The organism is Christiangramia oceanisediminis (assembly GCF_022570735.2).
GTDB lineage: Bacteria > Bacteroidota > Bacteroidia > Flavobacteriales > Flavobacteriaceae > Christiangramia > Christiangramia oceanisediminis.
In genome coordinates, this window is the sequence record NZ_JANCNS010000001.1 from 143293 (window position 1) to 168936 (window position 25644).

The following is a 25644-nucleotide window of genomic DNA, read 5'->3' on the forward strand; positions in this document are numbered from 1 at the left end:
TTAATGGCGGAGTAAGAATTCAGGCAAATTGGCAAAGAACTTACTGGGAGTAATTCCGCAGACCTTCTTGAAATCATTGATAAAATGAGGTTGGTCAAAATAGCCATACTCATAGCAGACTTCTGTTAAGGCCAATTCGCTGTGTTTCGATTTATATTTAACCAGGTCTAAGATCCGAACCATCGTAATATAAAATTTTAGGCTGTACAGGACCTCTTTTTTAAAAGTCCTGTTTAAATATTGCCTGGACCTGGCAAATTCTGTACTTAATTCCTGGACCGTGACCATGCCTTTTTTCTGATGAATATATTCACATATTGATTTAACCAATTTCATGGAAGCGGTAAGCTCCAACCTATTTTGAAGCATGAACCTATCTGCCAGCCCGAAAATGTCAACCGAAAAATCCTTTTCAAAAGCTATATTATAAAACTCTAAAGGTTTAGAATCTAAATTTTCTATACCAATGATTCCGCTTTCCCCGATCCATGAAAAAAAGTAGCTATTAGCCCAGGGTTGTAATTTTATGGTAAAAAAACTGAGAGAGTCTTCGAAGCAAATTTTGTAAGGCGGACTTAGATCATGAATGGTAAAGACCTTATTTTCAAAGTCTATTTTATGTTGAGGATTACCATAGAAAAAACTAGCTCTGGCTTCTTTAAAGAAAACAAGATCATAATGGCAATCATCAATGATTGGAATTTGCCTGGGCTTATTATCAGAATTTATCCGAATGAAGTAATATTCCTTAACAAAATCAGCTAGAGCCTTATCGGGATGAGAGGTTTGAATGATCACGAATCAAAATAAATAGTAGTTCATTTTTCACTTACTGCCAATCCAGTTTTTAAATATTCAGAAAACTCCAGCACCTTATAATCATTTTCAAATATTTTAAGGCCCCACTTCACTTTTCTGGTTCTGAATTAAAAATAAGAAAAAGGCCACCCAGTCTGGATCGCTTTTACGTTCATCCCTGTAAATATAATCTAACTTACCTTGATTTGCTTGCCTTGGCTGTTTCAGGCGGGCTAATTCAAACAGCCATTCGCAATTATTTCTCATCATTAATTAGCCCAACATCCAGTCCCGGAATGGAGAAATAAATAATCTTCGTTATATTAAGCAAAAAATTAGAATTATGGGAAGGCCTTCCTCAAAACCGAAAGATCTAAAAGACGGATTTTATATTGAAGTACGAAATAAGAATAGCAGCACCGGAGTCAAAATAAGAAGGGATACCAAAGAGCAGCTCCAGGAAGCCATTGAAGAATATAAGGAAAGTAAGGACATCGTTGTTTTAGGCGAATCCCGGAATGGAAAAATGCATGAAATCCCGGGTCTTTAAAGGAAAGGTAAGTTATATATGGCTGATGAGATTTCTTTATCCAAAAAACTGGAGGAGCGTGTAAAAGAACTTTCATGCTTATACGACGTATCCACGGCCATACGGAAACATGACCATTCCATATCAAAAACCTTTAAGGAAATATGCCAGATCACCAAAAAAGCCTGGCTGTATCCAAAACATGCGGTAGTTGAGCTAAGCATTACAGACTTTTCCTATTCAACCTCTCCGATTCCTGAAAATAAAATCCTTCAGCAGAGTCCCATCAGGGTATTTGAAGAGCATCGCGGAAATATTACTATCCATTACGATCTTGAAAAAATAGGTACAGCGCATTTTTTAGAGGAAGAACAAAAACTCCTTGATAAGATCGCAATTGAAATAAGTGAATTGATCGAACGCCGGGAAATCGCCAAGAAAGAGGAACTTTTAAAAAGAAGCGCCGAAAGAAGCGACCGGCTCTCGATACTGGGTGAGATAACTGCGGGCATTGCGCATGAATTAAACACACCTCTGGGCAATATACTGGGTTTTGCAGAACTGATCGAAACCAGTACAAAAGAAGACCAGACCCATAGCGATGCTCAAAAGATCATTAAGGCAGCTATCTATTCCCGTGAGATCGTCAAGAAATTGATGTTCTTCGCCTGCGAAATGCCGCAGCAAAAGGAATTTGCTGAAGTGAAACCTATCATTGACCAGGCTCTAGCGTTATTATCTCAGAATTTTCAGAAAGCCGGGGTCTCCTGCGATTTTCAGATCGATGATCCACAGCTCAAGGCACAGGTAGATGTCATCCAATTTACCCAGGTTTTATTCAATCTCCTGATCAATGCAATACATGTTTCTCCGGAAAACAGCATCATTAGCATTGAAGTTAGCAGTACTTCAACCTATTTTACACTGAAAGTTAAAGACCAGGGTCCGGGAATTCCTGAAGATATCAAACCTAAGATCTTTGAACCTTTTTTCACTACCAAACCCATTGGAGAAGGTTCCGGGTTAGGATTAAGCGTGGTGCATGGGATCATCAAAAGTCATAGAGGAGAAATTATTAATTTTGACAATGATCCGCAGGGAACCGTATTCCAGATCCAACTTCCCTTAAAGCTGTAAGCATGGCACTAAAAAAGGCAAATATTCTTATTGTTGATGATGATTACGATATGCTCGAGTTGTTGCAGCGACATTTAAAGGATCTGGATTTTCATTCATTCAAGGCTTCATCGGCCATTGAGGCCATCAACATTTTGAAATACAACTCGGTTGACCTGCTTATCACAGATCTTCAAATGCCGGGTATTGGTGGAATGGAATTGATCAAATATGCAGACGATCATTTCCCGAAACTGCCCAAACTGGTTATTACCGGCTACCCTTCCATTGATGGCGCTTTAAATGCCATTAAATCTGGAGCGCTGGATTACCTGGTTAAACCTTTTACTGCAGGCGAACTTAAGACTTCGGTAGAAAAGTCACTGCCCCTGGAGACCTTGAAAAGTGAACGGAAAAATCCTGAAAATTCAGCTTCTATAGTTTATGCCGGGATCGTAGGAAAGTCTGAAAAGATCAACCAGCTTATCGATATTATCGAAAGGCTTAAGAACAACAGGGCTACGGTTTTGATTGAGGGTGAAAGCGGAACAGGAAAAGAACTGGTGGCAAGAGCGATCCATTATAAAGGTTCGTTCGCTGCAAATCCCTTTATCGCAGTCAATTGCGGAGCCATACCGGAAGACCTGTTGGAATCGGAACTTTTTGGTTATAAGAAGGGTGCTTTTACCGGAGCCAATGAAAACAGGGAAGGATTTTTCCAGGCGGCTAATGGTGGTACCATTTTCCTGGATGAAATTGGCAATGCGCCATCAAATGTTCAAACCAGATTGTTAAGGGTTTTACAGGAGAAAGAGGTTCGAAAGATTGGCGAACATACCGCTCAAAAAGTTGAACTAAGAATAATCGCAGCCACCAACAGCGACCTTAAAGAAATGGTTAAAAATGGAAATTTTCGTGAAGATCTATTTTATCGCCTGAACGTGGTGAACATTGAAACTCCTCCTTTACGGACACATGCTTCAGACATCCCACTATTGGCCGAAAACTTTCTGAGGAAATATAAAAAGGAGTATTCCAAACCCAGGCTTGAATTTTCTGAAAAGGCTATAGAATTGCTGAAATCCTATAACTGGCCTGGCAATGTGAGGGAACTGGAAAATGTAATCCAGCGCGCCATCATCATGAGCGAAGATATCATTGACATCGACCATTTACCGTCTTACCTGAAATATCCTGTACCCGAAATCTCCTCAGAATTGAAGTCTTTGAAGGAGGTAGAAAGGGATTATATTTTGAAAATACTGGCCAGCGTTGACAATAATAAAACGAAAGCCCCTGAAATTCTGCAGATCAACCGAAAAACGCTCAGAGAGAAACTAAAGTAGTTAACCGTAGCGGTACAATTTTACCCGACTGATACTTTTTGAACCGGTTTAAACATAACTTAAAAAAATTCTAAACCCTCCAGTCCCTTCATTTACAACACTTCACAGCATCTACCTATTTATTCAAATTTGAAGGCATAGGAATTGAGTTTTATAAGAACGTAATATCCAGGTGGTCAAAAAGATTCCAAATTAAAAACCTGATCTGGCGATTTAAGAGATAAACCAGGTTTTAAAATTTGAAAGAAGAAAGCGAGATTGGTATAGATACCAGTGGATTTTTGAACCAGGAAAATTGCAAACATAACAGAATAAAACTTTGTATTAATAATCCTGATAGCGCCAGGTTTCCTAATACCCATATAAAAGGGTGCTATCCAGATTTTAAAAATTCCTATTATGAAAAGCAGGACAGCTAAAAGCTTAATTTTTGTGGTACTGGTAGTATTTTTTAGATCAATTTATTTACACCAGGAGTTTTATAAGAATATCTGGGAGGAAAATATGTTCACAGTAATTTTCCTGTTCAGCCTATTCGCCCTTGGGATTATTGCGGTAATTCGCTTTGGAAAGACGGCACTTACCGGAGAAGAAGTAGATTAATTCTATGATTCAAATTCTACAATAAGATTTTCACAGTTATTAAACCTTAAAGTTTTAGATAAAAAAAAACGCTCAGGTAAAACCTGGCGTTTTCTTCTTGTTTTTAGTGACCTCGCCAGGATTCAAACCTGGAACCTTCTGAGCCGTAATCAGATGCGCTATTCAGTTGCGCCACGAGGCCTTAAATTGATTGCCTTACTGTTCTGCAAAGCGGGTGCAAATATAAATCTATTTAATAAATTTAAAAACTCTTTTCAGGAAAAATAAATAAAAAAGGCGGGGATCCCGCCTTTTCCTTTAGTACCCTCTGATTTGAGTTTAATTTTAATATAAGTAGTTTAGGGCAACAGTATCATAATATCCAAATTCTCCATCTTCATTCGCACTAAAGCAGGCTAACATAATGGAATTGGAATCATAGCCGGTTGGCGTTCCCGGGATATGAACAGCTCCGTCTGATCCAGCACTTTCTCCACTCTGTCCACAACTCTGACGGCTAAACCAGTCGGTATGCCTTAAGCCTACAGAATGGCCAATCTCGTGGGTGATCACATGCTCATTGGTATCTACACTGTAATTTTCCATTCCAGAATAGATCTGCACGTATTTGTATGGATTACCTCCACTTGGGAAACCAGCAACACCACCAGCCTCTCCGTTTGGATTCTGGTACACAACGATATCATAAGGCCCGTAATTGGTTCCAAATGTTAGCGTGAAAGTGATTCCCAGGTTTAATGAGTTATAATTTCCAAGGGCATATTGCAAGGCAGTTCGTTGCTTACTGGTAAGAGCCTGGCTCCCGCCTGTATAGCCAATCACATTAATAGTCCTTGGTGTACTCACCAGGTTATAGGTGCGGTACTGTTTATTCTCGATAGAAGCCGGAGACATACTGAATAGCTGCTCCTCTGTCATCGCGATATCACCTTCAATGAGGTAATTCTCGGTAAAACTTCCATCGGGTAAAAGCATCTTATTCAGTTCAATATGCTTCGAATTGAAATGAAGATCGGTCACCTGGTCCCGGATGGCTTTTGAAACTTCCTTGTTTGACGATTCTGCCATTTCCTGATTGGAATCGGCCACCTCATCCTTATTACAGGAAACCAGCAAGCCTAGAATTAGTAATACATTAAAAAGTCTAATTGTTTTCATAAATAGATTAGTTTAGGTTATGGGGTACTGGTCGTAAACTAGATATTTCTATGGATTTACTAGGCTTATCAATTGTTAAAAAGTAAGAATTTTCCTAAATAAACTAATTTTTTTATGAAAACCGTTCATTTAAACGTTTTTTTAAAACACTTTAACCGATTTTTTTAGAATATTAAAAAATCTTTATTCCAAGCCAAATGGCTAGGACTGGGACTGACAGATCGATAAAAAGCATAAAAAAAGGACCTTTAAAAGGTCCTTTATATAATTAAAATATCAGCTTTTGTTTATACGATCTCTGCACTTAAGCCTGCATCGAGTAGCTTGGAACATCTGGGTTTCAGATCTTCGAAAGGACCGGTCTTCACCGTACATTTTCCTTTATAATGAACCAGGATGGAACATTGCTCTGCCTGTTCGGGCGTATGGTCACAGGCATATATAAGTGTTTCTATTACATGATCAAAGGTATTGTAATCATCATTATACAACACGATCTGATTTTCTTTCTTGTCTTTGGTCTTTACTTCAACCTTTTCTAATAATTCTTCTTTTGTGCTCATCTTCCGTTATTTTCTCGTCATCTCTTCAAATATACAAATTATGATAAAAACCTCATCTTGAAAACTTTGCAGCGATCCAATCGTTCCTTTCTATATTTTCGACAAAATCCAGGCCGAGATCCTTACAGGCTTTTTCTATCACCGGAAGGTCCCTTTTATAGAATCCGCTCAGGAATATATTTCCCTGTTCATTCAGGCATTTTTCATAGACCGGAAGATCACGCAGCAAAATATTACGGTTGATATTCGCCAAAATCATATCGTACTTGCGGCCTTCCAGTAATTCGGCGCCACCCTCTTCCACATTGATATGTTCGCAATCGTTTCGGGAAATATTCTCGAGCGTGTTCAAATAACACCAGTTATCGATATCGATCGCATCTACAGGTGTTGCACCTTTCATTGCTGCCAGAATAGCCAGAACCCCGGTTCCGCAGCCCATATCCAAAACCGATTTATTTTCCCAGTCATTTTTCAGAATAAGCTGAATCATCATATGAGTCGTGGCGTGATGGCCTGTCCCAAATGACATTTTAGGCTCTATGATTATGTCAAACTCTACATCTGTTTTAGGATGGAATGGTGCCCTAACGCTGCAATGTTCATCAACCTGTATGGGCGTAAAGTTCTTCTCCCATTCCTCGTTCCAGTTCAATCGTTCGATCTCATTCACGTTAAAATTGATCTCGAATTCTTCAGATTGAAGGATATGAACGTTTGCCAGCAGGTCGTCTTCATATTCCTCTACCGGAATATAAGCCGTAATGCCATTGTCGTTCTCCACAAAACTTTCAAATCCCAGGTATCCCAGTTCGGCGATAAGGATCTCTGAAGCCGGCTGTACCGGCTCTATAATGAACTGAAATTCCAGGTAATTACCTGCCATCTTAAAAAGAATTTACAATCTTAACGAAATCTACCGCATTCAAACTCGCTCCACCAATAAGACCACCATCTACATCTTCCTTTGCGAAGATTTCGCGGGCATTGTCTGGCTTCACACTTCCTCCATATAGAATAGAGGTATTCTTAGCTACTTCGGCACCTATATTCTTTTCCAGAAGATTCCTGATGTGTTTATGCATTTCCTGCGCCTGTTCCGGGGTCGCCGTTTCACCGGTTCCAATGGCCCAGACTGGTTCATAGGCAAGAATGATGTTATTCCACGCATTCTTTGGAAGTTGAAAAAGTGCTTCCTTCAATTGTGATTCTACCAGGTCGAAATGCCTGTCGTTCTTCCTGTCTTCCAATTCTTCCCCGAAGCAGAAGATCACTGTCATCTCATTATCTATCGCCGCCTTCACCTTTTTCTCCAGCAGTTCATTGGTTTCATTAAAATACGCCCTGCGTTCACTATGCCCCAGAATTACGGTTGTAATACCAATACTTTTAAGCATAGATGCTGAAACTTCACCGGTAAAGGCACCGCTTTCGCTTTCATGCATATTTTGAGCGGCTACGTAGATTGGTGTATTGCGCAATGCCTGGAAGGCCGGATACAAATTCGTGAAAGCCGGCGCCACCATTACAGTAGCTTCAGGCTCTTTTACCATCTGAAGTTTTAATTTGCTGATGAGTTCTTCAGTTTCAGCAAGATCCTTATTCATTTTCCAGTTTCCGGCTACGATATTTTTTCTCATGATAAATTTTAAATTGAAGATTGAACTGAATCAATAGTTTATTCAGCTTTATAACAAATATAAGTAATGAGAGCCTGAATGAATCTTAAACCCATGCAAAAGCTCAAATTTTAAAGAAATCGATGCAGGTTTTCCTGTGATCACAGTTTGATATCAGAAGCATCAAACCAGTGTTTCTTCTGGGTGATGGTGCCTTTTTCCAGGGTAAGCAAGCCCGGATTAGACCTAACGATGGTTTTTAGAGTCGTTTCATCGGTTTGATAGAACTCAAAATTAAGATCATATTTCTTTTTGAGTGCATTCTGAAGTTCACTTCCCGAAGCAGTTAGTCCAACGACCCGATAACCTTTATTAAGCGCTTCCTCGCTGAGTGATTTTACGGCTTTGTACCCTTCCCGCTCGGTAGACCTTAAATTGTAAGCTACAACCAGGAACACCTTATCTTCCTGCAGGATCTGTTCGGTAATGTCGCCTTCTTCTCCTTCGATCACGAAATCATGGATTGGCGGCACGTAGCCTTCCGCGATCTGCGTGGTCTCCACTCCTACGAATTCTCCTTCAACCTGCGGGTATGCTCCTTCATTCCTGATGATCTTTTCCTCCCCGTTTTGATTGAATTTCCATTCATACTCATAAACAGGCTCCGGAGCATCCTCTGGAATACTCATTTTTTCAGAGATATTATTCCCTATTTTATAAGGCCTGAAGTCGAAGACCGGAAGATGCATGAGCACATAATAACAAAACGCGAAACAGGCGATAAACGAACCAAAAATGATCCATCGGTGAGATTTTGGATGGAAAACCGGCGTAAGGTATTTTTTATTGAAGAAAATGATAAGGATCAGCACAAGCAGGATCACATCTTTATAGAACGATTGCCACGGAGTAAGCGGGATCGCGTCTCCAAAACAGCCGCAATCTGTCACTTTATTAAAGTAGGCCGAATAAAATGTAAGGAAAGTAAAAAACAATATCATTAGCAAAAGGCACCAGCTGGTAAACTTTGGTGCATACCCTATGAGAAGCATGATGCCAAGCACTAGTTCAAAGATCACGATCATGATGGCAATGATAAGTGCGAAAGGGATCAGGAATGGAATATCCAGAACGGGTTCACTGAAATATTCCTGCAGTTTAAAGGAAAAACCTACAGGATCGTTCAGCTTGATAAACCCCGAAAAAATAAATAGAACTCCAACCAGCACCCTGGCCACATTTACAATTGCTTTCATGCGTATATAAATTTGATTTATTTAACAGCCTTTTCTTCAGCCTCCATAAAATGTATCATCGCAAATACCGAATAATTGATCATATCCTGGTAATTGGCGTCTATGCCTTCACTTACCAGTGTTTGACCTTTATTATCCTCGATCTGTTTTACTCTCAATAATTTCTGAATGATGAGATCGGTAAGGGAACTAATTCGCATATCTCTCCAGGCCTCGCCGTAATCATGATTCTTGTTCATCATCAGGGCCTTGGTTTCTGCGATCTTTTCATCGTACAGGCCTATCGCCTCCTCTGCATTAAGATCTGGCTGATCGGCCACTCCCTTATCAAGCTGAACAAGCGCCATGACCGAGTAATTGATGATCCCGATGAATTCAGACTTCTCATCTTCATCTACCTTGCGGGTTCCGCTTTCCTGAAGTTGCCTTATTCGTTGAGCCTTGATAAAGATCTGGTCGGTAAGTGACGGCAGCCTTAAAATTCTCCAGGCACAGCCGTAATCTTTCATTTTATTTAGGAACAAACTACGGCAACCAGCTATTACCGCATCGTATTGTTTTGAGGTCTCCTGCATGAAGTAGTTCTAATTTGCGTAAATTTCGGGCAAATATTTCAGATAGTCAAAGTTATTTCTTCCGCTAGCCTAAAGCCAGAAAATCCATGTTCATCAATTGCAAAGGAAACCTGATAGACCTCTCCAAACCCAAGGTAATGGGTATCATTAATATTACTCCCGACTCTTTTTTCAGCGGAAGCAGGTCTGTTTCAGAAAAGGAGATCTTAATGGCTTCGGAAAAAATGCTGAACGAAGGAGCCGATTTCCTGGATCTTGGAGCCTATAGTTCCCGGCCTGGAGCCGATGATATTTCGGCAGAAGAAGAACTGAAGCGAATGTTGCCTTCCATTGAAAGTATCCTGAAGAATTTTCCGAAGGCGATTATATCCATAGATACCTTTAGGGCTAAGGTAGCCGAAAAAAGCCTTGAAGCTGGCGCTGCAATGATCAACGATATTTCGGCAGGAAAGCTGGACGAAAATATGATGAAAACCATTGCTCAATACCAGGTTCCGTATATTATGATGCATATGAAGGGAACTCCCCAAAACATGAAAGACCTTAACCAGTATCACGACCTGTTGGGGGATATTCTGTTTTATTTTTCAGAACGAATAAAGGCTGCAAGGGAGCATGGTATAAATGACCTAATTATTGATCCCGGCTTTGGTTTCGCTAAAAACATCGAACAAAACTATGAGCTGCTTTCTAAACTGGAATTATTCAAAAACCTCGAATTACCTCTTCTGGCCGGCATTTCAAGGAAAAGCATGATCTGGAAAAAACTGGGCATCACGCCTGAAGAGGCCCTGAACGGAACGACCGTTTTAAATTCGATTGCGCTGACCAAAGGAGCAAATATCTTAAGGGTTCACGACGTAAGAGAATCTGTAGAAAGCATCAAATTAACCCGTGAATTGATAAACTAAAATTAGATTTTCTATTTTTACATAAAACCCCGGCAACTTGGACATTATTGACCTTCGAATTCTCGATATTCTCGACATAGTATTTGTAGCCCTGCTATTATATTATGTTTACAAGCTGGTAAGGGGTACAGCCGCCGTAAATATCTTTATAGGGATCGTGGTGATCTACCTGGCCTGGCTCCTTACGCAGTTGCTTCAAATGGAACTGCTAAGCAGTGTGCTGGGCGAATTCATTGGGGTTGGTGTATTTGCATTGATCGTGGTTTTTCAACAGGAGATCAGGAAATTCCTTTTGATGATCGGGTCCACCAATTTCACGCAAAAAGGAAGATTCTTTCGCAGTTTTAAATTCAGCCGGGATGATTTTGAGTCTAATACCGATATAGATGCCATTGTGAATGCCTGTGAAAGTATGGGAAATTCCTATACCGGGGCGCTAATAATTATTCAAAGGAGCAACAAGCTGGACTTCGTAAAAAATACAGGGGATAAGATGAAGATCGATCTTAACCAGCCTATCATTGAATCGATATTTTTCAAAAACAGCCCGTTACATGACGGCGCCATGATCATCGAAGAAAACAAGATCACCGCTACCCGCGTAATTCTTCCAGTATCCAACGACAGGTCTATCCCGTTACGTTTTGGTTTGCGACATCGCGCGGCCGTTGGGATCACTGAAAAGACAGATGCACTTGCACTGGTGGTTAGTGAAGAATCCGGACAGACCTCTTACATAAGAGACGGACAATTCGTAATGTTTGAAACCATGGATGAATTAAGGGAAAGACTGAAAGAGGATCTTAAATAAACCCTTATTTTTTCTTATAATTATATTGCCTCCTCAGCCTTAAACTGAACTTCATAGAGTTTCTTGTAATAACCTTCAGGTTTTTGAAGCAATTCCCTGTGGTTCCCCATTTCCACGATCTCACCCTGGTCCATCACGATGATCTTATCGGCTTTTTTAATGGTCGCCAAACGGTGAGCGATCACAATGGAAGTACGGCCCTGGGTGATCTTATCGGTCGCATCCTGAATAAGTTGTTCACTATAGGAATCTACAGAGGAAGTAGCCTCATCCAGGACAAGGATACTCGGATTGGTGACATAAGCCCTGAGGAATGAAATTAGCTGTCGTTGCCCTGAAGATAGCATGGCACCGCGTTCCTTTACATTATACTGGTAGCCGTTGGGCAGGGTATTGATGAACTCATGGATACCGATTTGTTTGGCGGCTGCAATCACATCTTCTTCAGAAATGTCCGGGTTATCCAGGTTTATATTATTCATGATCGTATCGGCGAACAAAAACACGTTCTGTAGAACGACAGCGATTTGCGCTCTTAAGGATTGCAGTTTAATATCCCTGATATCAGTTCCATCAACCTGTATGGTACCGCTATCGATCTCATAAAATCTATTCAGTAAATTGATGATAGTAGACTTTCCAGCCCCGGTTGCGCCAACGATCGCCACGGTCTCCCCGGCTTCCACTTTAAAGGAAACACCTTTAAGAACCTCTTCATCATCCACATAACTAAACCGAACATCTTTGAATTCTATCTCTCCCTTAAGGTCGTCGATCTCGATCATTCCGTTATCCTCAATACTGGACTGGGTATCCAAAATTCCGAAAACCCGGTTGGCGGCGACCATACCCATTTGGAGCGTATTGAACTTATCGGCGATCTGTCTCAAAGGCCTGAAAAGCATTTGGGATAGCTCTATAAAAGCGACGATAATACCCAAGGTCATGTCGTCCCCGGCCACTACCCTCAATCCGCCAAACCATACGATAAGCCCGATTGTTATGGACGTGGACATTTCGGCAATAGGGAAAAATATGGAGTTGTACCATACGGTCTTCACCCATGCTTTACGGTGTTTATCATTTATTTCCCTGAAATTGGCATATTCGGTCTTTTCCCTTGTAAATAACTGAACGATCTTCATCCCGGTGATTCGTTCCTGTACGAAGGTATTTAAATCGGCCACCTGGGTTCTAACCTCTTCAAAGGCCAGTTTCATCTTTTTCTGAAAAACCCGGGTCGCATAAAGAATGAATGGTAAAACGGTTAAGACCAGCAGGGTGAGTTCCCAGCTTTTATAGAACATCACACCAAGAACCACCAGCATTTTTAGCAGATCACTAATGATCATAAAAAGTCCCTGGCTAAAAATGCTTGCAATGGTTTCAATATCACTAACCGCCCTGGTTACCAGTCTCCCAACTGCCGACTTATCATAATACTTCATTCTGAAGCCAAGCATATGCCTGAACAGCTTCACCCGTATATCACGCACCACTTCCTGGCCAAGCCAGTTTGCGTAATAGATAAAACAAAACTGAAAAATCACCTCGAGCAGAAGAACCCCGAGCATAAGACTTACATAGTAAATCAGGCTTTCAAAATCGGCAGGAATAAGGGCCTCATCAACGGTATTCTGAAGAAGGATAGGCCTCAGAACAGCAAAAAGTGAGACCAGTATGGCCGCAATGCCAACGAAATAAAAGATTCGTTTATAAGGATTGGTGTATTTAAGCAATCGCTTAAATAGATCCATATCAAATGCATTACCTGTCTTAGAAGCCATCTATTCTTTCATAATATTTTCAGGATAAACGATCCTGCTTAGATATAATCCGTGGGCGGGAACCGATGCTCCGGCCTTTCCACGATCTTCACTTTCTATAATTTCCTTCAGTCGATCTACGGAATATTTCCCCTGCCCGATATTGGTCAAGGTTCCAACGATCGCTCTAACCATATTTCTCAAGAACCTGTCTGCCGTAATATGAAAGATCAATCGATTTCCATCTTTCCTCCATTCGGCGTGATCTATCCGGCAATTATAGGTTTTTACATCGGTCCTACTTCGGGAGAAACTTTTAAAATTAGTGTATTCTTTCAGAATATCAGCTGCCTGATTCATTTTTTTGACATCCAGCGGCAACTTCACCAGCCAGGCAAAATCATGAGAAAAAGCATCCTTTTCCAGAACAATATGATATTCATAGCTTCTTGAGACCGCATCAAACCGGGCGTGAGCATCCTGCCTTACCTCGAAAATATTGGCAACCGCTATATCTTTCGGAAGCATGGAATTGAGCTTATACTTTAGCTGGGCTGTATCCAACTGCTGGTCGTGATCGAAATGAGCAAACATTTGAAGAGCATGAACTCCCGCATCGGTGCGTCCAGCACCCACGATGTCAATTTTTTCACGCAAAACCATGCTGAGCTTAGATTCAAGAACCTCCTGTACACTAACGGCTGAAGGCTGATTCTGCCAGCCATGATAGGCCTTTCCAAAATAAGAGAGTTCAATAAAATACCTCAAGCCCGCTTTCTTTTTTATATTAGCGAAATGCAAAGATAAGGCAATTCTACCAAGGAGTAAGGCTTATCCCTTCCATCCTTTGTTAAACCAATTTTAAAAATCAGTTTGCTTTGAAAAAGATTTTATTGCTTAGCGATACTCACGGTCATATAGATGACCGCATCCTTCATTATGCCGGCCAGGCAGATGAAATATGGCATGCAGGCGATATTGGCGATTTGGAGGTGACCGATCAACTTCAAGCCTTGAAACCACTAAAAGCTGTTTATGGAAATATCGATAACGCAAAAATCAGAAAAGAATTCCCGTTGAATAATAGGTTCATGTGTGAAGAAGTTGATGTTTGGATCACGCATATTGGAGGCTATCCCGGTCGCTATTCCCCGCCAGTCAAGGAAGAGATCAGGATAAATCCTCCTAAGATATTTATCTCTGGGCACTCCCATATTCTTAAGGTGATGAACGATAAAAACCTGGGATTGCTGCATATGAATCCGGGTGCAGCCGGGAAACAGGGTTTTCATAAGAAACGCACCATGCTCCGGTTCAAAATTGATGGAAAGGACATCAAAGACCTCGAAGTAATTGAACTGGAATAATAAAAAAACCCGAAGCTAAGACTTCGGGTTTTTCACGCACTAATACTACTAAGATGATAGGCTTATCGTAATCGATCTACAGATTTTACGAGATCTTCGTCCTTTTTGATGGCCTTATTGGCCAGAACAAGAAAAACGATAGAAACAATAGGAAGAAACATCCCAATACCCTTCTCTGAAATTTCCATTTCTCCAGGTAAACTTAGAGACCAATAAACAAACACTCCTAGTAAAAAAAGGTTCAATATTATATTTAGACGGCCCAGTACAAACTGAAGCTTTCTATTTTTAAACATAAAAATGCTCACTAAAGACATGGCTGCTGAAGCGAGAAACATCCCAAAGGCGATCATTTGCTCCTGGGCATAAACCGGTTCGCCATTTGCATTTTCCCATAAAGGGAATACAAAAATAAGGCCAGCACTTATAATAATAGCTGCTAATAAATATAGAGTTTGAATTCTTTGGAGCATATTTTTATCCCTATAGGGCCACAAAAATAAAAGAATCTTTTAAAATTACTGCTCAAAAATCTAAAATAAAGTTGTATTATTGCAGGAACATTTCGTAACCAGTTCAATGCAGGTTACTTAAGTCTCCAAAACTTTTTGTTCTTCCTCGAGAAGTTTAAATCAACCCAAAAACAATTATTTTAACGCATTCATGTTTGAAATTTCAGAATTAAAGGCTAAAAAGCTACCTGAGCTTAAAGAAATAGCTGCTTCACTTAATGTACCTAAGTACAAGACCTTAAAGAAATTAGATTTGGTGTATCAAATTCTGGACTACCAGGCATCAAATCCTAAAAAGGTACAGGAGGTTCTTACCGATGATACCCAGGAGGCAGCAAAAGAAAAACCTAAGAAAAAGATAGGCAGCGATAAAAAGCCACCAAAATCTTCTTCAAGATCTTCACAGGCCAAGCCGACAGATAAAGGATCTTCTTCATCCTCTCAAAAGGAAGACAATAGAAGTAATACTCCTTCTAAAAGCAACAGGGACAAATCCCAGAGCAACAAAAAAGATAACCGAAGCCGTACAGATAATCGTAGCGATAAACGCAGTGATAACCGCAATGATAATCGTAGCGATAACAGAAACGACAATCGTAACGATAACAGAAATGACAATCGTGGCGACAAGAAAAGCAACGGAAATCGCGATAACAGAAACCGCTATCGCGAACCAGATTACGAATTCGATGCGATCATAGAGAGCGAGGGTGTTCTGGACATCATGCAGGACAACTACGGATTCCTGAGAAGTTCAGATTATAATTACCTTACTTCTCCAGATGATATTTATGTTTCTCAATCCCAGATAAGATTATTCGGTTTAAAAACCGGTGATACTGTTCAGGGACAAATTCGACCACCAAAAGAAGGAGAAAAGTATTTCCCGCTTATCAAGATCAATAAGATCAACGGGCTGGATCCACAGGTTGTAAGAGACCGTGTTTCTTTTGAACACCTTACTCCACTTTTCCCGAAAGAAAAGTTCAATATTGCAGAAAAACAAAGTTCTATTTCCACAAGGGTGATGGATCTATTTGCGCCTATTGGTAAGGGTCAGCGTGGAATGATCGTTTCCCAGCCTAAGACTGGTAAAACCATGTTGCTGAAAGATATCGCGAATGCGATCGCAGCCAACCATCCTGAAGTATACCAGATCGTTCTTCTAATCGATGAAAGACCTGAAGAAGTTACCGATATGCAGCGTAACGTAAAGGGTGAAGTGGTAGCTTCTACTTTTGATAAGGAAGCGCATGAGCACGTTAGAGTGGCGAATATTGTACTGGAAAAAGCAAAAAGACTGGTAGAATGTGGTCATGATGTGGTGATCCTTCTTGACTCAATTACCCGTCTGGCCAGGGCTTACAACACCGTACAACCTGCCAGTGGTAAGGTATTGAGTGGTGGTGTGGATGCAAACGCACTTCACAAGCCAAAAAGATTCTTTGGAGCTGCACGTAATATAGAAAACGGAGGTTCCCTTTCAATCATAGCAACCGCTCTTACCGAGACCGGTTCTAAGATGGACGAGGTAATCTTCGAGGAATTCAAAGGAACCGGTAATATGGAACTTCAGCTAGACCGAAGAATTTCCAACAGAAGAATATTCCCAGCCATCGATCTTGTTTCTTCAAGCACACGTCGTGACGACCTGTTGCTTGATGAGAACACCATTCAGAGAATGTGGATCATGAGGAAATATCTTGCTGATATGAATCCTGTAGAAGCGATGGAATTCATCAACGACAGGATCAAGCAAACCAAAAATAATGAAGAGTTCTTAATCTCCATGAACGGTTAAGCACACTGTTAAACCCTACTTTAACAGCCACGCCCAAAAGCGTGGCTTTTTTTATTCTGAAATATTTCGAAACAGCATCCAGAAATCGCTCAGGACAGACTTTTCACCCTAAATTAGGCTCTCATTTAATTTTCAGAAATAAAAAAAGACCTCATTTTTCAATGAAGTCTTTAGAGCGGGAGACCGGGTTCCCTTCGACTTCGCTCAGGACAGGCTTCTCACCCTTTATTCAAATTTTCAGGAAATTTTATGGCATGAAAAAAGCCCCAACATTCGATGGAGCTTTTAGAGCGGGAGACCGGGTTCGAACCGGCGACATTCAGCTTGGAAGGCTGACGCTCTACCAACTGAGCTACTCCCGCATTGATAGAGATACTATTATTTTCAAGCGTTTCAATCATTCAGCTTGGATCCGCCTGAGGCGGACTACCAACTGAGCTACTCCCGCATTGATAGAGATAATAATTATTTCAAGCGTTTCAAACTTTGAGCCTGGATCCGCCTGTGCCTGCAAATATAAATGGATTCCTTTTCATATTCCAAAAAAAATCAGAGCTTTTTTCAGTCAAAAAATCCATCTAGATATACATTCAGGTCATCATTTCATTTAGCCTTTAAAATCTTGTTAAATGCCCCGTATTAGATTCTAAATTCTAACAAATAAGTTCTATTTTTAGCCATCACTTGATTTAATTAAAGACATATATGGATTCCAAAAAAAATAAAGGCGGTAAAGTTCAGGATTTAATAGAAGGCAGATTATTAGAAAAACGAAAGATCTACTTGTGGGGTGAGGTGAGCGATAAATCGGCTAAACATGTAATAGATCGCTTGATCTATCTTGACCTGGAAAGCCAGGATGAAATTCAGCTTTTTATTAATAGTCCGGGTGGATACGTTACAGATGGATTTGCGATTTACGATACCATTATGAGTATTGATGCTCCGGTATCTACAATTTGTACGGGTCTGGCTGCCTCCATGGGATCTATCCTCCTATCGGCAGGAAAAAAAGGAAGAAGATTTATACAGCCTCATGCAAAGGTGATGATACACCAGCCAAGTGGCGGTGCTCGCGGGCAGGCTTCCAATATCGAAATAGCCGCTAACGAGATCCTGAAAACAAAACATTTGAGCGCTAAGATCCTTGCCGAAAATTGCGGGCAAAAGGTGGAGAAAGTCCTTAAAGATTTTAATCGCGATTACTGGATGGACGCAGAAGAATCTTTGGATTACGGTATAGTGGACGGTATTTATAAGAAATAATATGGAGATCAAACATAAAGAAAATGACAGTCGCGGGATGTTCTACATCGAAAGCGATAAAGGACTTATAGGCGAACTCACCTATTTTAAATCTGATAAAAATATTCTCACTATAGACCATACCGAGGTAAAAAGAGAAATGGAAAATAAAGGTATAGGCAGCAGGCTGGTTGCGAAAAGTGTGGAATATGCAAGGGAGAACAACCTAAAGATCGATCCACTCTGCCCTTTCGCCGAAGTTAAATTTGACCAGAATTCCTCTTACGATGATGTAAGAGCCTAGGTGATCTTATTTAAACTCCGGGCTATGCGTTCTTGGTTGCTTCTTCTTAATCTGGTTATACTGCTCGTACTTGCAGGTTGTAAAGAAGACACGCAAAAATCTACCCAGGAAAAAGAAAATCAAACCCGCGAAATCGCCAACCTCACTCAAACCGCCAAAATTCAAAACTATTTCCAGGAGGCGGACTCTTCAGAAATTTATGAAAGCGAAGAGCTGAAAGAATTCTACCGGGAGAATGGCTTCAGGCCTGTTTGGAATGAGAAGTCTCTTCGGGAAGATATTTCCAGAATTATTACGCGAATAGATTCTGAAGGTTTGTACCCGAAAGAATATCATGCTGAAAAAATCCAGGAATTGCTAAGCTCTGTAAATCAGAATTCAGAGGAAAAGAATACAAGGCTGGAAATCCTGCTTACTGATGCAAGCCTGAAGTTAATAAGGCATTTAAGTTCCGGAAAACTGAAGCCTGCTGAAATTTATGAAATATGGGGAACGCCTGTAAATGAGGTAAGCCCGAAGGATTCTTTACATAAGATGATTTCTGAAAATAGTCTTGAGAGTAGTTTTCGTGAGCTTAGCCCGAAGAATCAAATATACCAGGGCCTAAAGGCAGCTCTTCAAGCTTATAACATCGAAGAATTAAAAACCGAATCTGCCACCCAAATCGAAACAGGTGGGCTTATCAGGCTGGGCGAATCGAGTGAACGCCTTTCTCAGGTTGGAAAAAGACTTACCGAATTGGGACTTTATAGCGGCACCATCGACACAATTTACAGCAAGGAACTTGAAAATGCAGTTAAAGCATTTCAAAAGGAACATGGCTTACAGGTAGATGGGCTACTGGGAACTTCGACGATTGCCAACATGAACCTGACGAAAAAAGACCGATACCAGCAAATCCTTATCAATATGGAAAGATGGCGATGGTATCCACGGGATCTCGGAGAGCACTATATCATTATTAATATCCCCGATTACCACTTAAGCGTCGTTAAGGAAAAAGATACCATCAGTTCCCATAAAATAATGGTTGGTACAAGATACCGGCAAACCCCGGTGTTTTCAGACAAAATTGAATATGTGGTTTATAATCCAACCTGGACCATTCCCCCAACCATTAAAACAAATGATGTTATTCCAGGCGCGAGAAAGGACCTTGATTACCTGAGCAGCAGGAACATCAAAATTTATGATAAAGAAGGTGACGTAGTAGATCCTACAGAAATAGACTGGTCTTCGTACCAGGCCCGAAATTATACTTACAGGCAAAATCCCGGAGGCTCCAACCCTTTAGGCAGGGTGAAGATCATATATCCGAATCAATATATGATCTATCTACATGATACTCCTTCACAGGCCTTATTTGAAAAGAATTCAAGAGCCCAAAGCAGCGGATGTGTAAGAGTTCAAAATGCGCTTGACCTGGCGAAATACCTGTTGAATGACCAGGAAAAATATACCGATTCGGTCATTGATGAAATTTTGGCCTCAGGAAAGACCAGGGAAATACCAGTTAAAAAACAGGTGAAGGTTCATCATTTTTACTGGACGGCAAGCGTGGAAAACGATAGCATCCGGTTTATTGATGATATTTACCATTTAGATAAACCACTCTGGGATTTATTCAATCCAGAGAATGATTAGCTGGAAAGATAATTAGAGCTCTTCAGGTAATTCGGGTCATTTTTATGAATATAAACAACCGACTCTCCCTTGATCCTGTTGATCAACTCCTTTGCAATCTTATTTGGAACGGCTGGACAACCAAGACTTCTGCCTAAACGCCCGTACCTGTTTATAAATTCAGGCTCGGCATAATCGGCTCCATGGATCACAACGTAACGCTTTCGAGCATTGGAATTAAACTTTTTCTCCATTCCGTCTATAAAAAGAGAAAGTCCGTTCTTTCCATAGTAAGTTTCACCGGTTACATAAAAACCAAGTGAACTTTGATTAGAATTTACGGTATTCGAAAAGTTATCGGCGAACTCGAGCCCTGTATTTTTCCCATGCGCCACAAAGGTGTTAAAAACTACCTCCCTGGTTTCCATATTCAGGATCCACAATCTTTTCTCGGTAGAAGAAAGATCAAAATCAACGATGGTTAAAAGCGGATTAGCAACTTTGCCTGCCTCGTCGAGTTTCGTATAACCAGAAATGGCCTTTTCGAAGACAGACATTTTTGGAACGGATAAATTATTAAGGCTAAATTCTTTATAAAGATCGGCTACCTTTTCTTCAAAGGTCTTTTCAGTTTTTATTTCAATGTTAAGTTCGGGGGAAGAACTCAAATCTTTAGAATCTTTAATTTCACTGGTACTGCTAAATGCAAAAGAGAATATCAATACTCCAATAACACTAAAAATCCTATACTTCATATATCTCTGTTTTTTTAAATTTTGTTAATAAAAACCAAAAGTCCTGCCAACTTACGAATTTTAATAAGGAATTTAAAAATTTGTTCGACTTTAACAATTAAGACTTTTATAACGCTAGTTTTAAGTACTCTAAATCAATTTTTAGGTATCTTCACTAACGCAGAACCAACACTATTATTTCATTTCGAAGGAATACCAAATGTTAAATTTATAACTGAATACAGCAATGAGAGGTGGACGTAATATGTTAAGGCTATTGATTGGCGCAGGAATTATTCTCTTTGGGGTGATTAAGTTTTGCTCTTCAGCCGAAGAAAATCCCTATACCGGGGAAACCCAGTACGTAGATCTTAGTGCCGAGGAAGAGATGGCTCTGGGAGCACAGAGCACCCCTGTAATGTTGAATGAATATGGCGGGTTACACCGGGATGAATCGGCGCAAACACTGGTAAGACAAACAGGCCAGAGACTTGTGCAAAGCAGTGTGGCTGCGAGTGCTCCTTATGATTTCAAATTCTTTTTGCTTTCAGATGAAAGCACTATTAATGCCTTTGCCTTGCCAGGGGGGCCGGTTTTTATCACTTACGGGCTGTTCGCTAGACTGCAAACCGAAGATCAGCTTGCTGGTGTGATCGCCCATGAGATAGGCCATGTGATTGGAAGGCACTCCGCCCAGCAAATGGCACAACAGGGTTTCACCAATACGCTACTTACTGGCGTTGCAGTAGGATCAGAAAGCCATGGAGCTACCCAGGCAGCCGCGGTACTCGCAAATCTGGTAAATATGAAATATGGTCGTGGAGATGAACTGGAAAGCGATTATTTAGGGGTAAAGATCATGATGGATGCCGGTTATGATCCTGAAGCCCTGATTGGAGTCATGGAGATCCTCGCCGAGGCATCTGGCCCCAACCGGGTTCCTGAATTCCAGAGTACCCACCCCGACCCTGAAAACAGGATTCAAAAAATAAGAGAAGCCATCGAGGCTGCCCGCTAGATTTAATAAAAGATTATAGTTAGCATACAGGCTATACTTTGAAATGTTTTTAACTTTAGCCCCAAATTCAATTTAGTCTCATGAATAAGAAAGTTCTCTTAATGATACTGGATGGCTGGGGGATCACTCAAAATGAGGAAGTATCGGCCATCGCCAAAGCAAAAACACCTTTTATGGATTCGCTTCCAGACAGGTTTCCGCATGCAAGTCTAAGAACCGATGGAATGAATGTTGGCCTACCCGAAGGGCAAATGGGTAATAGCGAAGTTGGCCATATGAATTTAGGGGCTGGTCGCATTGTATACCAGGACCTGGTTAAAATAAACATGGCGGTTGAGAAGGACACCCTAAAGGAAGAGCCCGTTCTTGAAGAAGCCCTTTCCTACGCCAAGAAAAACAACAAGCCCGTTCATTTCATGGGTCTTGTTAGCGATGGTGGCGTTCACTCTCATATTAAGCACTTAAAGGGATTATTAAGCGCAGCGGAAGCTTTTGGTGTGAAAGAGAAATATGTTCATGCATTTACCGATGGAAGAGATGTTGACCCGCATTCAGGAAAAGGATTTATTGATGAACTACTCCCTCACCTGGAAAAGACCAATTCGAAGCTGGCTTCGATTATTGGACGATACTATGCGATGGACAGGGATAAAAGATGGGAACGAATTAAGAAAGCCTATGACCTGATCGTTCACGGTACAGGGAAAGCCTCTACCAATGCTGTCGCAGCCATCGAGGAAAGTTACCAGGAAAAGGTGAGTGACGAATTCATTAAGCCTATCGTGATGACAAACGAAGATGGAACACCGGTGGCTACCCTCAATGCCAAGGATGTGGTGATCTACTTCAATTTCAGGACAGATCGCGGAAGACAGCTAACACAGGCTCTTTCCCAGGACGATTTTCCCGAATACGATATGAAGAAACTTCCATTGTATTATGTGACGATGACCAAATACGATGATAGTTTTGAGAACATCAACGTGATCTTCAAAAAATCAAATATCAAGGCAACTCTTGGCGAAGTGCTGGAGTATGAAGGCAAAAAACAAATACGAATCGCGGAAACCGAAAAATATCCGCATGTAACCTTTTTCTTTTCGGGTGGTCGTGAAGAGCCATTCAGCGGGGAAAAGCGCATCATGTGCAATTCTCCAAAAGTTGCTACTTATGATTTGAAGCCTGAAATGAGCGCGTTTGAGATCAGGGACAAGATCATTCCTGAAATCGAGAAGGAATCGGCTGATTTTATTTGCCTGAATTTTGCCAATCCAGACATGGTTGGACACACCGGAGATTTTGATGCGGCCGTTAAGGCATGCGAGACCGTTGACAGCTGTGCGAAAAGCGTGGGTGAGGCTGCATTTAAAAAAGGGTATTCGGTGCTGATCATAGCAGATCATGGGAATAGCGAGGTCATGAAAAATGAAGACGGTAGTCCAAATACAGCTCATACTACCAATCCTGTCCCCCTGATTTTGATGGATAAGGAAATAAAAGAGATCAAAGATGGGAAGCTTGGTAACATTGCTCCGACTGTATTAAAGCTTATGGGCATTCAACAGCCCGATTTAATGACAGAAGATCCTTTAATTTAATCGCAACATGAATAAAGTTTTAATAGTACTGTTTTCTATAAGTTTAGGCCTGGGCAACCTGCTCAACCACCAAATAAGCTTTGACGAATCGAATATTGCTGAAATGAAAGAATCGACTGGGGATGACATCATTCTGGGGCCCTTCCAAAAAGAAGACCTGATGAAAAAACCATATTCAAAATGGTTCCAACCCCGGTATGAAAAATTTAAACCTAATGAAGAGGCCATGGCAACAATAGCCGAAAACATTAAGGATTATGAGATTCGCTTATTTATGGGAACCTGGTGTGCCGATAGCAAAAGGGAAGTTCCGAAGTTTCTGAAGATCCTGGATCTTGCTAACTATGATCATAAAAAACTTGAATTGATTGGTGTTGATTATGACAAAACCACCAAATCGGGAATAGAAAAGGAATTTGATATAGAATATGTTCCAACCATTATTTTCTATAAGGATGGCGAGGAAGTAAATAGATTTGTAGAATATCCACAGGAATCCCTTGAAGAAGATATTGCAAAAATCGTTTCAGGAGAAGTGTACAATAATTCCTACACAAACTAAGTTAGACCTCTCCTTGAGCCACTTTTTAGAAAATATTAATTAATTTCGCATTATGTCCCAATCTCTAACGATAGCAGTTGATTTTGACGGAACTATAGTAGAGAACAGATTTCCCGAAGTTGGGAAACCTATATTATTTGCCTTTGAATCCCTGAAAAAATTACAAGAAGAAGGCCACCGACTTATCTTATGGACGTATCGTCATGGCAGCAAGCTGGACGAAGCCGTAGAATTCTGTAAAAAGAATGGACTGGAATTTTATGCTATTAATAAAAGCTATCCAGAGGAAGAATTTGACAATAGCATAAGCCGAAAAATCCTGGCAGATATATTTATCGATGACCGTAACCTTGGTGGATTAAAAGGTTGGGGAGAAATTTATCAGAGTTTATCAATCAATAAACCAAAGATCAAAAAAAAGAGAAAATCCGGCCTGTTCGGAAGATTTTAAGCATATGATTATACCTAAATCCAGAGAGGAAATTGAGTTAATGAGAGAAAGCGCCCTAATCGTTTCAAAAACGCTGGGCATGTTGGCTCCCGAGATCAAACCAGGAGTTAGCACTCTAGAACTGGATAAACTGGCCGAAGAATTTATTCGAGATCATGGTGCAGAACCAGGATTTTTAGGCCTGTATGATTTTCCGAATTCCCTTTGTGTAAGTCCCAATGCACAGGTAGTTCATGGCATTCCAAATAAAACACCTTTACAGGAGGGTGACATCATATCGATAGATTGCGGCGCCAAGAAGAACGGCTTTTATGGAGATCATGCCTATACCTTTCCGGTTGGCGAGGTAGCTCCTGAAGTTAAAAAGCTTCTGGAAGTCACCAAAGAGTCACTGTATGTTGGTATCAGGGAGTTCAAAGCTGGTAATCGCGTAGGTGATGTTGGTTATGCCATTCAAAAATATACCGAAGATCATGGATATGGAGTGGTTCGCGAACTGGTTGGTCATGGCCTGGGAAGAACCATGCATGAAGATCCTGAAATGCCTAACTACGGCCGCCGCGGAAGAGGAAAGAAATTCGTGGAAGGAATGGTCGTGGCAATTGAGCCAATGATCAATATGGGAACCAAACGAATCAAACAACTGCCAGATGGCTGGACCATCCTCACGGCAGATAACAAACCCAGTGCGCACTTTGAACATGACGTAGCACTGGTAGATGGAAAACCTGAATTACTATCTACATTTAAATATATTTATGAATCGTTAAAAATCAATTCAACAGAAGAAGACGAATTTAGAGCAAAAGTTTATGATTAAAAGTTACAGACAGGAAATCTGGAAAACCCTACACAAAGATTCCTGGGAAGACCGCTTTGTCTACAAAGTCTCGAATTACGGAAGGATGATCAGTTATCTGAAAAATCCAGACGGAGACTTAATGAAAGGCGGTAAAGTAGGTGGATATTTAAACTTCGCGGTAAAACTGAAGAGTGGTAAGCACAAGACTTATTACATTCATCGCATTATTGCCGAAATGTTTTTAGAGAAAAAAGAAGGCGATCAATATGTGATTCACAAGAATTTTGTGAAGAACGATAATCGCGTATCTAATCTGGCATGGGCCACTAAAGATGAGTGGGTTCAGCACCAGTACAACAGTCCGAAAGTACAGGAGAACAAACGAAAACGAAAACTGAGAAAAGTGACTTCGTATTCAAAGTTAACCTATGCACAGGCAGTTATCTTAAAGAAAAAGCTCCTTGATCCCGAGCGAAAGACCCGTATACGGGTTCTGGCCAAACAATTTGGCGTATCCGAGATGCAGCTTTACCGCATCAAATCGGGTGAAAACTGGGGTGATATCGAAGTATAGTT

General features: G+C 40.7%; 29 protein-coding genes and 2 tRNA genes. 17 read left to right on the forward strand and 14 right to left on the reverse strand.

The annotated features are described in order from the left end of the window. Both MKO06_RS17110 and MKO06_RS00700 read right to left on the reverse strand, forming a co-directional pair. Positions 1–798, reverse strand: coding sequence for a helix-turn-helix transcriptional regulator (locus tag MKO06_RS17110; RefSeq protein WP_241550417.1), 798 nt, complete (start codon positions 796–798; stop codon positions 1–3). 96 nt (positions 799–894) lie between these two features. Beyond that, the gene (locus tag MKO06_RS00700) at positions 895–1068 is read right to left on the reverse strand and encodes a hypothetical protein (RefSeq protein ID WP_241550418.1); all 174 of its coding nucleotides are present in this window, start codon (positions 1066–1068) and stop codon (positions 895–897) included. A gap of 73 nt (positions 1069–1141) precedes the next feature. Here MKO06_RS00700 and MKO06_RS00705 point away from each other — a divergent pair, with 73 nt between their 5' ends. From MKO06_RS00705 to MKO06_RS00720, 4 genes are all read left to right on the forward strand, one after another. Further along, positions 1142–1348, forward strand: coding sequence for a hypothetical protein (locus MKO06_RS00705; protein ID WP_241550419.1), 207 nt, complete (start codon positions 1142–1144; stop codon positions 1346–1348). A gap of 18 nt (positions 1349–1366) precedes the next feature. Next, entirely contained in the window at positions 1367–2464 is a 1098-nt protein-coding gene (locus tag MKO06_RS00710) for a sensor histidine kinase (RefSeq protein WP_241550420.1), read from the forward strand. Between the two features lie 2 nt (positions 2465–2466). Next, on the forward strand, positions 2467–3789 hold the full coding sequence (locus MKO06_RS00715; protein WP_241550421.1) for a sigma-54-dependent transcriptional regulator: 1323 nt from the start codon (positions 2467–2469) through the stop codon (positions 3787–3789). A 399-nt stretch (positions 3790–4188) separates the two neighbouring features. Then, positions 4189–4392: a hypothetical protein gene (locus tag MKO06_RS00720; RefSeq protein ID WP_241550422.1), complete on the forward strand. Its 204-nt coding sequence runs from the start codon at positions 4189–4191 to the stop codon at positions 4390–4392. Between the two features lie 107 nt (positions 4393–4499). On the opposite strand, the gene MKO06_RS00725 is transcribed toward MKO06_RS00720, so the two are convergent. The 7 genes from MKO06_RS00725 to MKO06_RS00755 form a co-directional block, all read right to left on the reverse strand. Beyond that, a tRNA-Arg gene (locus tag MKO06_RS00725) sits at positions 4500–4573 on the reverse strand. 143 nt (positions 4574–4716) lie between these two features. Then, the gene (locus tag MKO06_RS00730; protein ID WP_241550423.1) at positions 4717–5550 is read right to left on the reverse strand and encodes a M57 family metalloprotease; all 834 of its coding nucleotides are present in this window, start codon (positions 5548–5550) and stop codon (positions 4717–4719) included. A gap of 287 nt (positions 5551–5837) precedes the next feature. Further along, positions 5838–6113 carry an ATP-dependent Clp protease adaptor ClpS gene (locus MKO06_RS00735; RefSeq protein ID WP_241550424.1) on the reverse strand — a complete coding sequence of 92 codons (276 nt, stop codon included), beginning with the start codon at positions 6111–6113 and terminating at the stop codon, positions 5838–5840. A 52-nt stretch (positions 6114–6165) separates the two neighbouring features. Next, positions 6166–6999 (reverse strand): 50S ribosomal protein L11 methyltransferase, encoded by an 834-nt coding sequence (gene prmA / locus MKO06_RS00740; protein ID WP_241550425.1) that lies wholly within the window; start codon positions 6997–6999, stop codon positions 6166–6168. A 1-nt stretch (position 7000) separates the two neighbouring features. After that, a complete protein-coding gene (tpiA, locus tag MKO06_RS00745; RefSeq protein ID WP_241550426.1) occupies positions 7001–7753 on the reverse strand; it encodes a triose-phosphate isomerase in 753 nt (250 codons plus the stop codon). 140 nt (positions 7754–7893) lie between these two features. After that, on the reverse strand, positions 7894–8988 hold the full coding sequence (locus MKO06_RS00750) for a BT_3928 family protein (protein ID WP_241550427.1): 1095 nt from the start codon (positions 8986–8988) through the stop codon (positions 7894–7896). Positions 8989–9005: 17 nt separating this feature from the next. Beyond that, positions 9006–9563 (reverse strand): DUF1599 domain-containing protein, encoded by a 558-nt coding sequence (locus MKO06_RS00755; protein WP_241550428.1) that lies wholly within the window; start codon positions 9561–9563, stop codon positions 9006–9008. Positions 9564–9649: 86 nt separating this feature from the next. On the opposite strand from MKO06_RS00755, the gene folP reads away from it, so the two are divergent. Continuing rightward, positions 9650–10474, forward strand: a complete 825-nt coding sequence (gene folP, locus MKO06_RS00760; RefSeq protein WP_241550429.1) for a dihydropteroate synthase — start codon at positions 9650–9652, stop codon at positions 10472–10474. 37 nt (positions 10475–10511) lie between these two features. Continuing rightward, on the forward strand, positions 10512–11285 hold the full coding sequence (gene cdaA, locus MKO06_RS00765) for a diadenylate cyclase CdaA (protein WP_241550430.1): 774 nt from the start codon (positions 10512–10514) through the stop codon (positions 11283–11285). 20 nt (positions 11286–11305) lie between these two features. Here the strand turns inward: cdaA and MKO06_RS00770 are convergent, their stop codons facing one another. After that, the gene (locus MKO06_RS00770; RefSeq protein WP_241550431.1) at positions 11306–13072 is read right to left on the reverse strand and encodes an ABC transporter ATP-binding protein; all 1767 of its coding nucleotides are present in this window, start codon (positions 13070–13072) and stop codon (positions 11306–11308) included. Beyond that, on the reverse strand, positions 13073–13819 hold the full coding sequence (gene truA / locus MKO06_RS00775) for a tRNA pseudouridine(38-40) synthase TruA (protein ID WP_241550432.1): 747 nt from the start codon (positions 13817–13819) through the stop codon (positions 13073–13075). It abuts the gene before it with no gap. Positions 13820–13929: 110 nt separating this feature from the next. Here truA and MKO06_RS00780 point away from each other — a divergent pair, with 110 nt between their 5' ends. Continuing rightward, complete coding sequence (locus tag MKO06_RS00780) at positions 13930–14418, forward strand: metallophosphoesterase family protein (protein WP_241550433.1); 489 nt, start codon at positions 13930–13932, stop codon at positions 14416–14418. 62 nt (positions 14419–14480) lie between these two features. On the opposite strand, the gene MKO06_RS00785 is transcribed toward MKO06_RS00780, so the two are convergent. Next, on the reverse strand, positions 14481–14891 hold the full coding sequence (locus tag MKO06_RS00785; RefSeq protein WP_241550434.1) for a DUF4293 domain-containing protein: 411 nt from the start codon (positions 14889–14891) through the stop codon (positions 14481–14483). A gap of 190 nt (positions 14892–15081) precedes the next feature. Here MKO06_RS00785 and rho point away from each other — a divergent pair, with 190 nt between their 5' ends. Then, positions 15082–16731, forward strand: a complete 1650-nt coding sequence (gene rho / locus MKO06_RS00790) for a transcription termination factor Rho (protein WP_241550435.1) — start codon at positions 15082–15084, stop codon at positions 16729–16731. A gap of 289 nt (positions 16732–17020) precedes the next feature. On the opposite strand, the gene MKO06_RS00795 is transcribed toward rho, so the two are convergent. Beyond that, positions 17021–17093 (reverse strand) — tRNA-Gly (locus tag MKO06_RS00795). Positions 17094–17436: 343 nt separating this feature from the next. Between MKO06_RS00795 and MKO06_RS00800 the strand changes: the two genes are divergently transcribed. Genes MKO06_RS00800 through MKO06_RS00810 form a run of 3 tightly spaced genes read left to right on the forward strand, consistent with a single transcriptional unit; the run spans position 17437 to position 19924 of the window. Continuing rightward, positions 17437–17997, forward strand: coding sequence for a ClpP family protease (locus MKO06_RS00800; RefSeq protein ID WP_241550436.1), 561 nt, complete (start codon positions 17437–17439; stop codon positions 17995–17997). Between the two features lies 1 nt (position 17998). Then, positions 17999–18280 carry a GNAT family N-acetyltransferase gene (locus MKO06_RS00805; RefSeq protein ID WP_241550437.1) on the forward strand — a complete coding sequence of 94 codons (282 nt, stop codon included), beginning with the start codon at positions 17999–18001 and terminating at the stop codon, positions 18278–18280. Positions 18281–18304: 24 nt separating this feature from the next. Continuing rightward, positions 18305–19924 (forward strand): L,D-transpeptidase family protein, encoded by a 1620-nt coding sequence (locus MKO06_RS00810; RefSeq protein WP_241550438.1) that lies wholly within the window; start codon positions 18305–18307, stop codon positions 19922–19924. Here the strand turns inward: MKO06_RS00810 and MKO06_RS00815 are convergent. Further along, positions 19921–20658 carry a murein L,D-transpeptidase catalytic domain family protein gene (locus MKO06_RS00815; RefSeq protein ID WP_241550439.1) on the reverse strand — a complete coding sequence of 246 codons (738 nt, stop codon included), beginning with the start codon at positions 20656–20658 and terminating at the stop codon, positions 19921–19923. The two genes, MKO06_RS00810 and MKO06_RS00815, sit on opposite strands and share 4 nt — an antisense overlap. Positions 20659–20884: 226 nt before the next feature. On the opposite strand from MKO06_RS00815, the gene MKO06_RS00820 reads away from it, so the two are divergent. From MKO06_RS00820 to MKO06_RS00845, 6 genes are all read left to right on the forward strand, one after another. Beyond that, positions 20885–21655, forward strand: coding sequence for a M48 family metalloprotease (locus MKO06_RS00820; RefSeq protein WP_241550440.1), 771 nt, complete (start codon positions 20885–20887; stop codon positions 21653–21655). Between the two features lie 80 nt (positions 21656–21735). After that, positions 21736–23253: a 2,3-bisphosphoglycerate-independent phosphoglycerate mutase gene (gpmI, locus tag MKO06_RS00825; RefSeq protein ID WP_241550441.1), complete on the forward strand. Its 1518-nt coding sequence runs from the start codon at positions 21736–21738 to the stop codon at positions 23251–23253. Positions 23254–23260: 7 nt separating this feature from the next. Further along, positions 23261–23815 carry a thioredoxin family protein gene (locus MKO06_RS00830; protein ID WP_241550442.1) on the forward strand — a complete coding sequence of 185 codons (555 nt, stop codon included), beginning with the start codon at positions 23261–23263 and terminating at the stop codon, positions 23813–23815. 52 nt (positions 23816–23867) lie between these two features. Then, positions 23868–24266 (forward strand): BT0820 family HAD-type phosphatase, encoded by a 399-nt coding sequence (locus MKO06_RS00835; protein WP_241550443.1) that lies wholly within the window; start codon positions 23868–23870, stop codon positions 24264–24266. Positions 24267–24270: 4 nt separating this feature from the next. Continuing rightward, complete coding sequence (gene map / locus MKO06_RS00840) at positions 24271–25086, forward strand: type I methionyl aminopeptidase (protein ID WP_241550444.1); 816 nt, start codon at positions 24271–24273, stop codon at positions 25084–25086. Beyond that, complete coding sequence (locus tag MKO06_RS00845) at positions 25079–25642, forward strand: HNH endonuclease (RefSeq protein WP_241550445.1); 564 nt, start codon at positions 25079–25081, stop codon at positions 25640–25642. Before map ends, MKO06_RS00845 begins: the two co-directional genes overlap by 8 nt. The last annotated feature ends 2 nt before the right edge of the window (positions 25643–25644 follow it).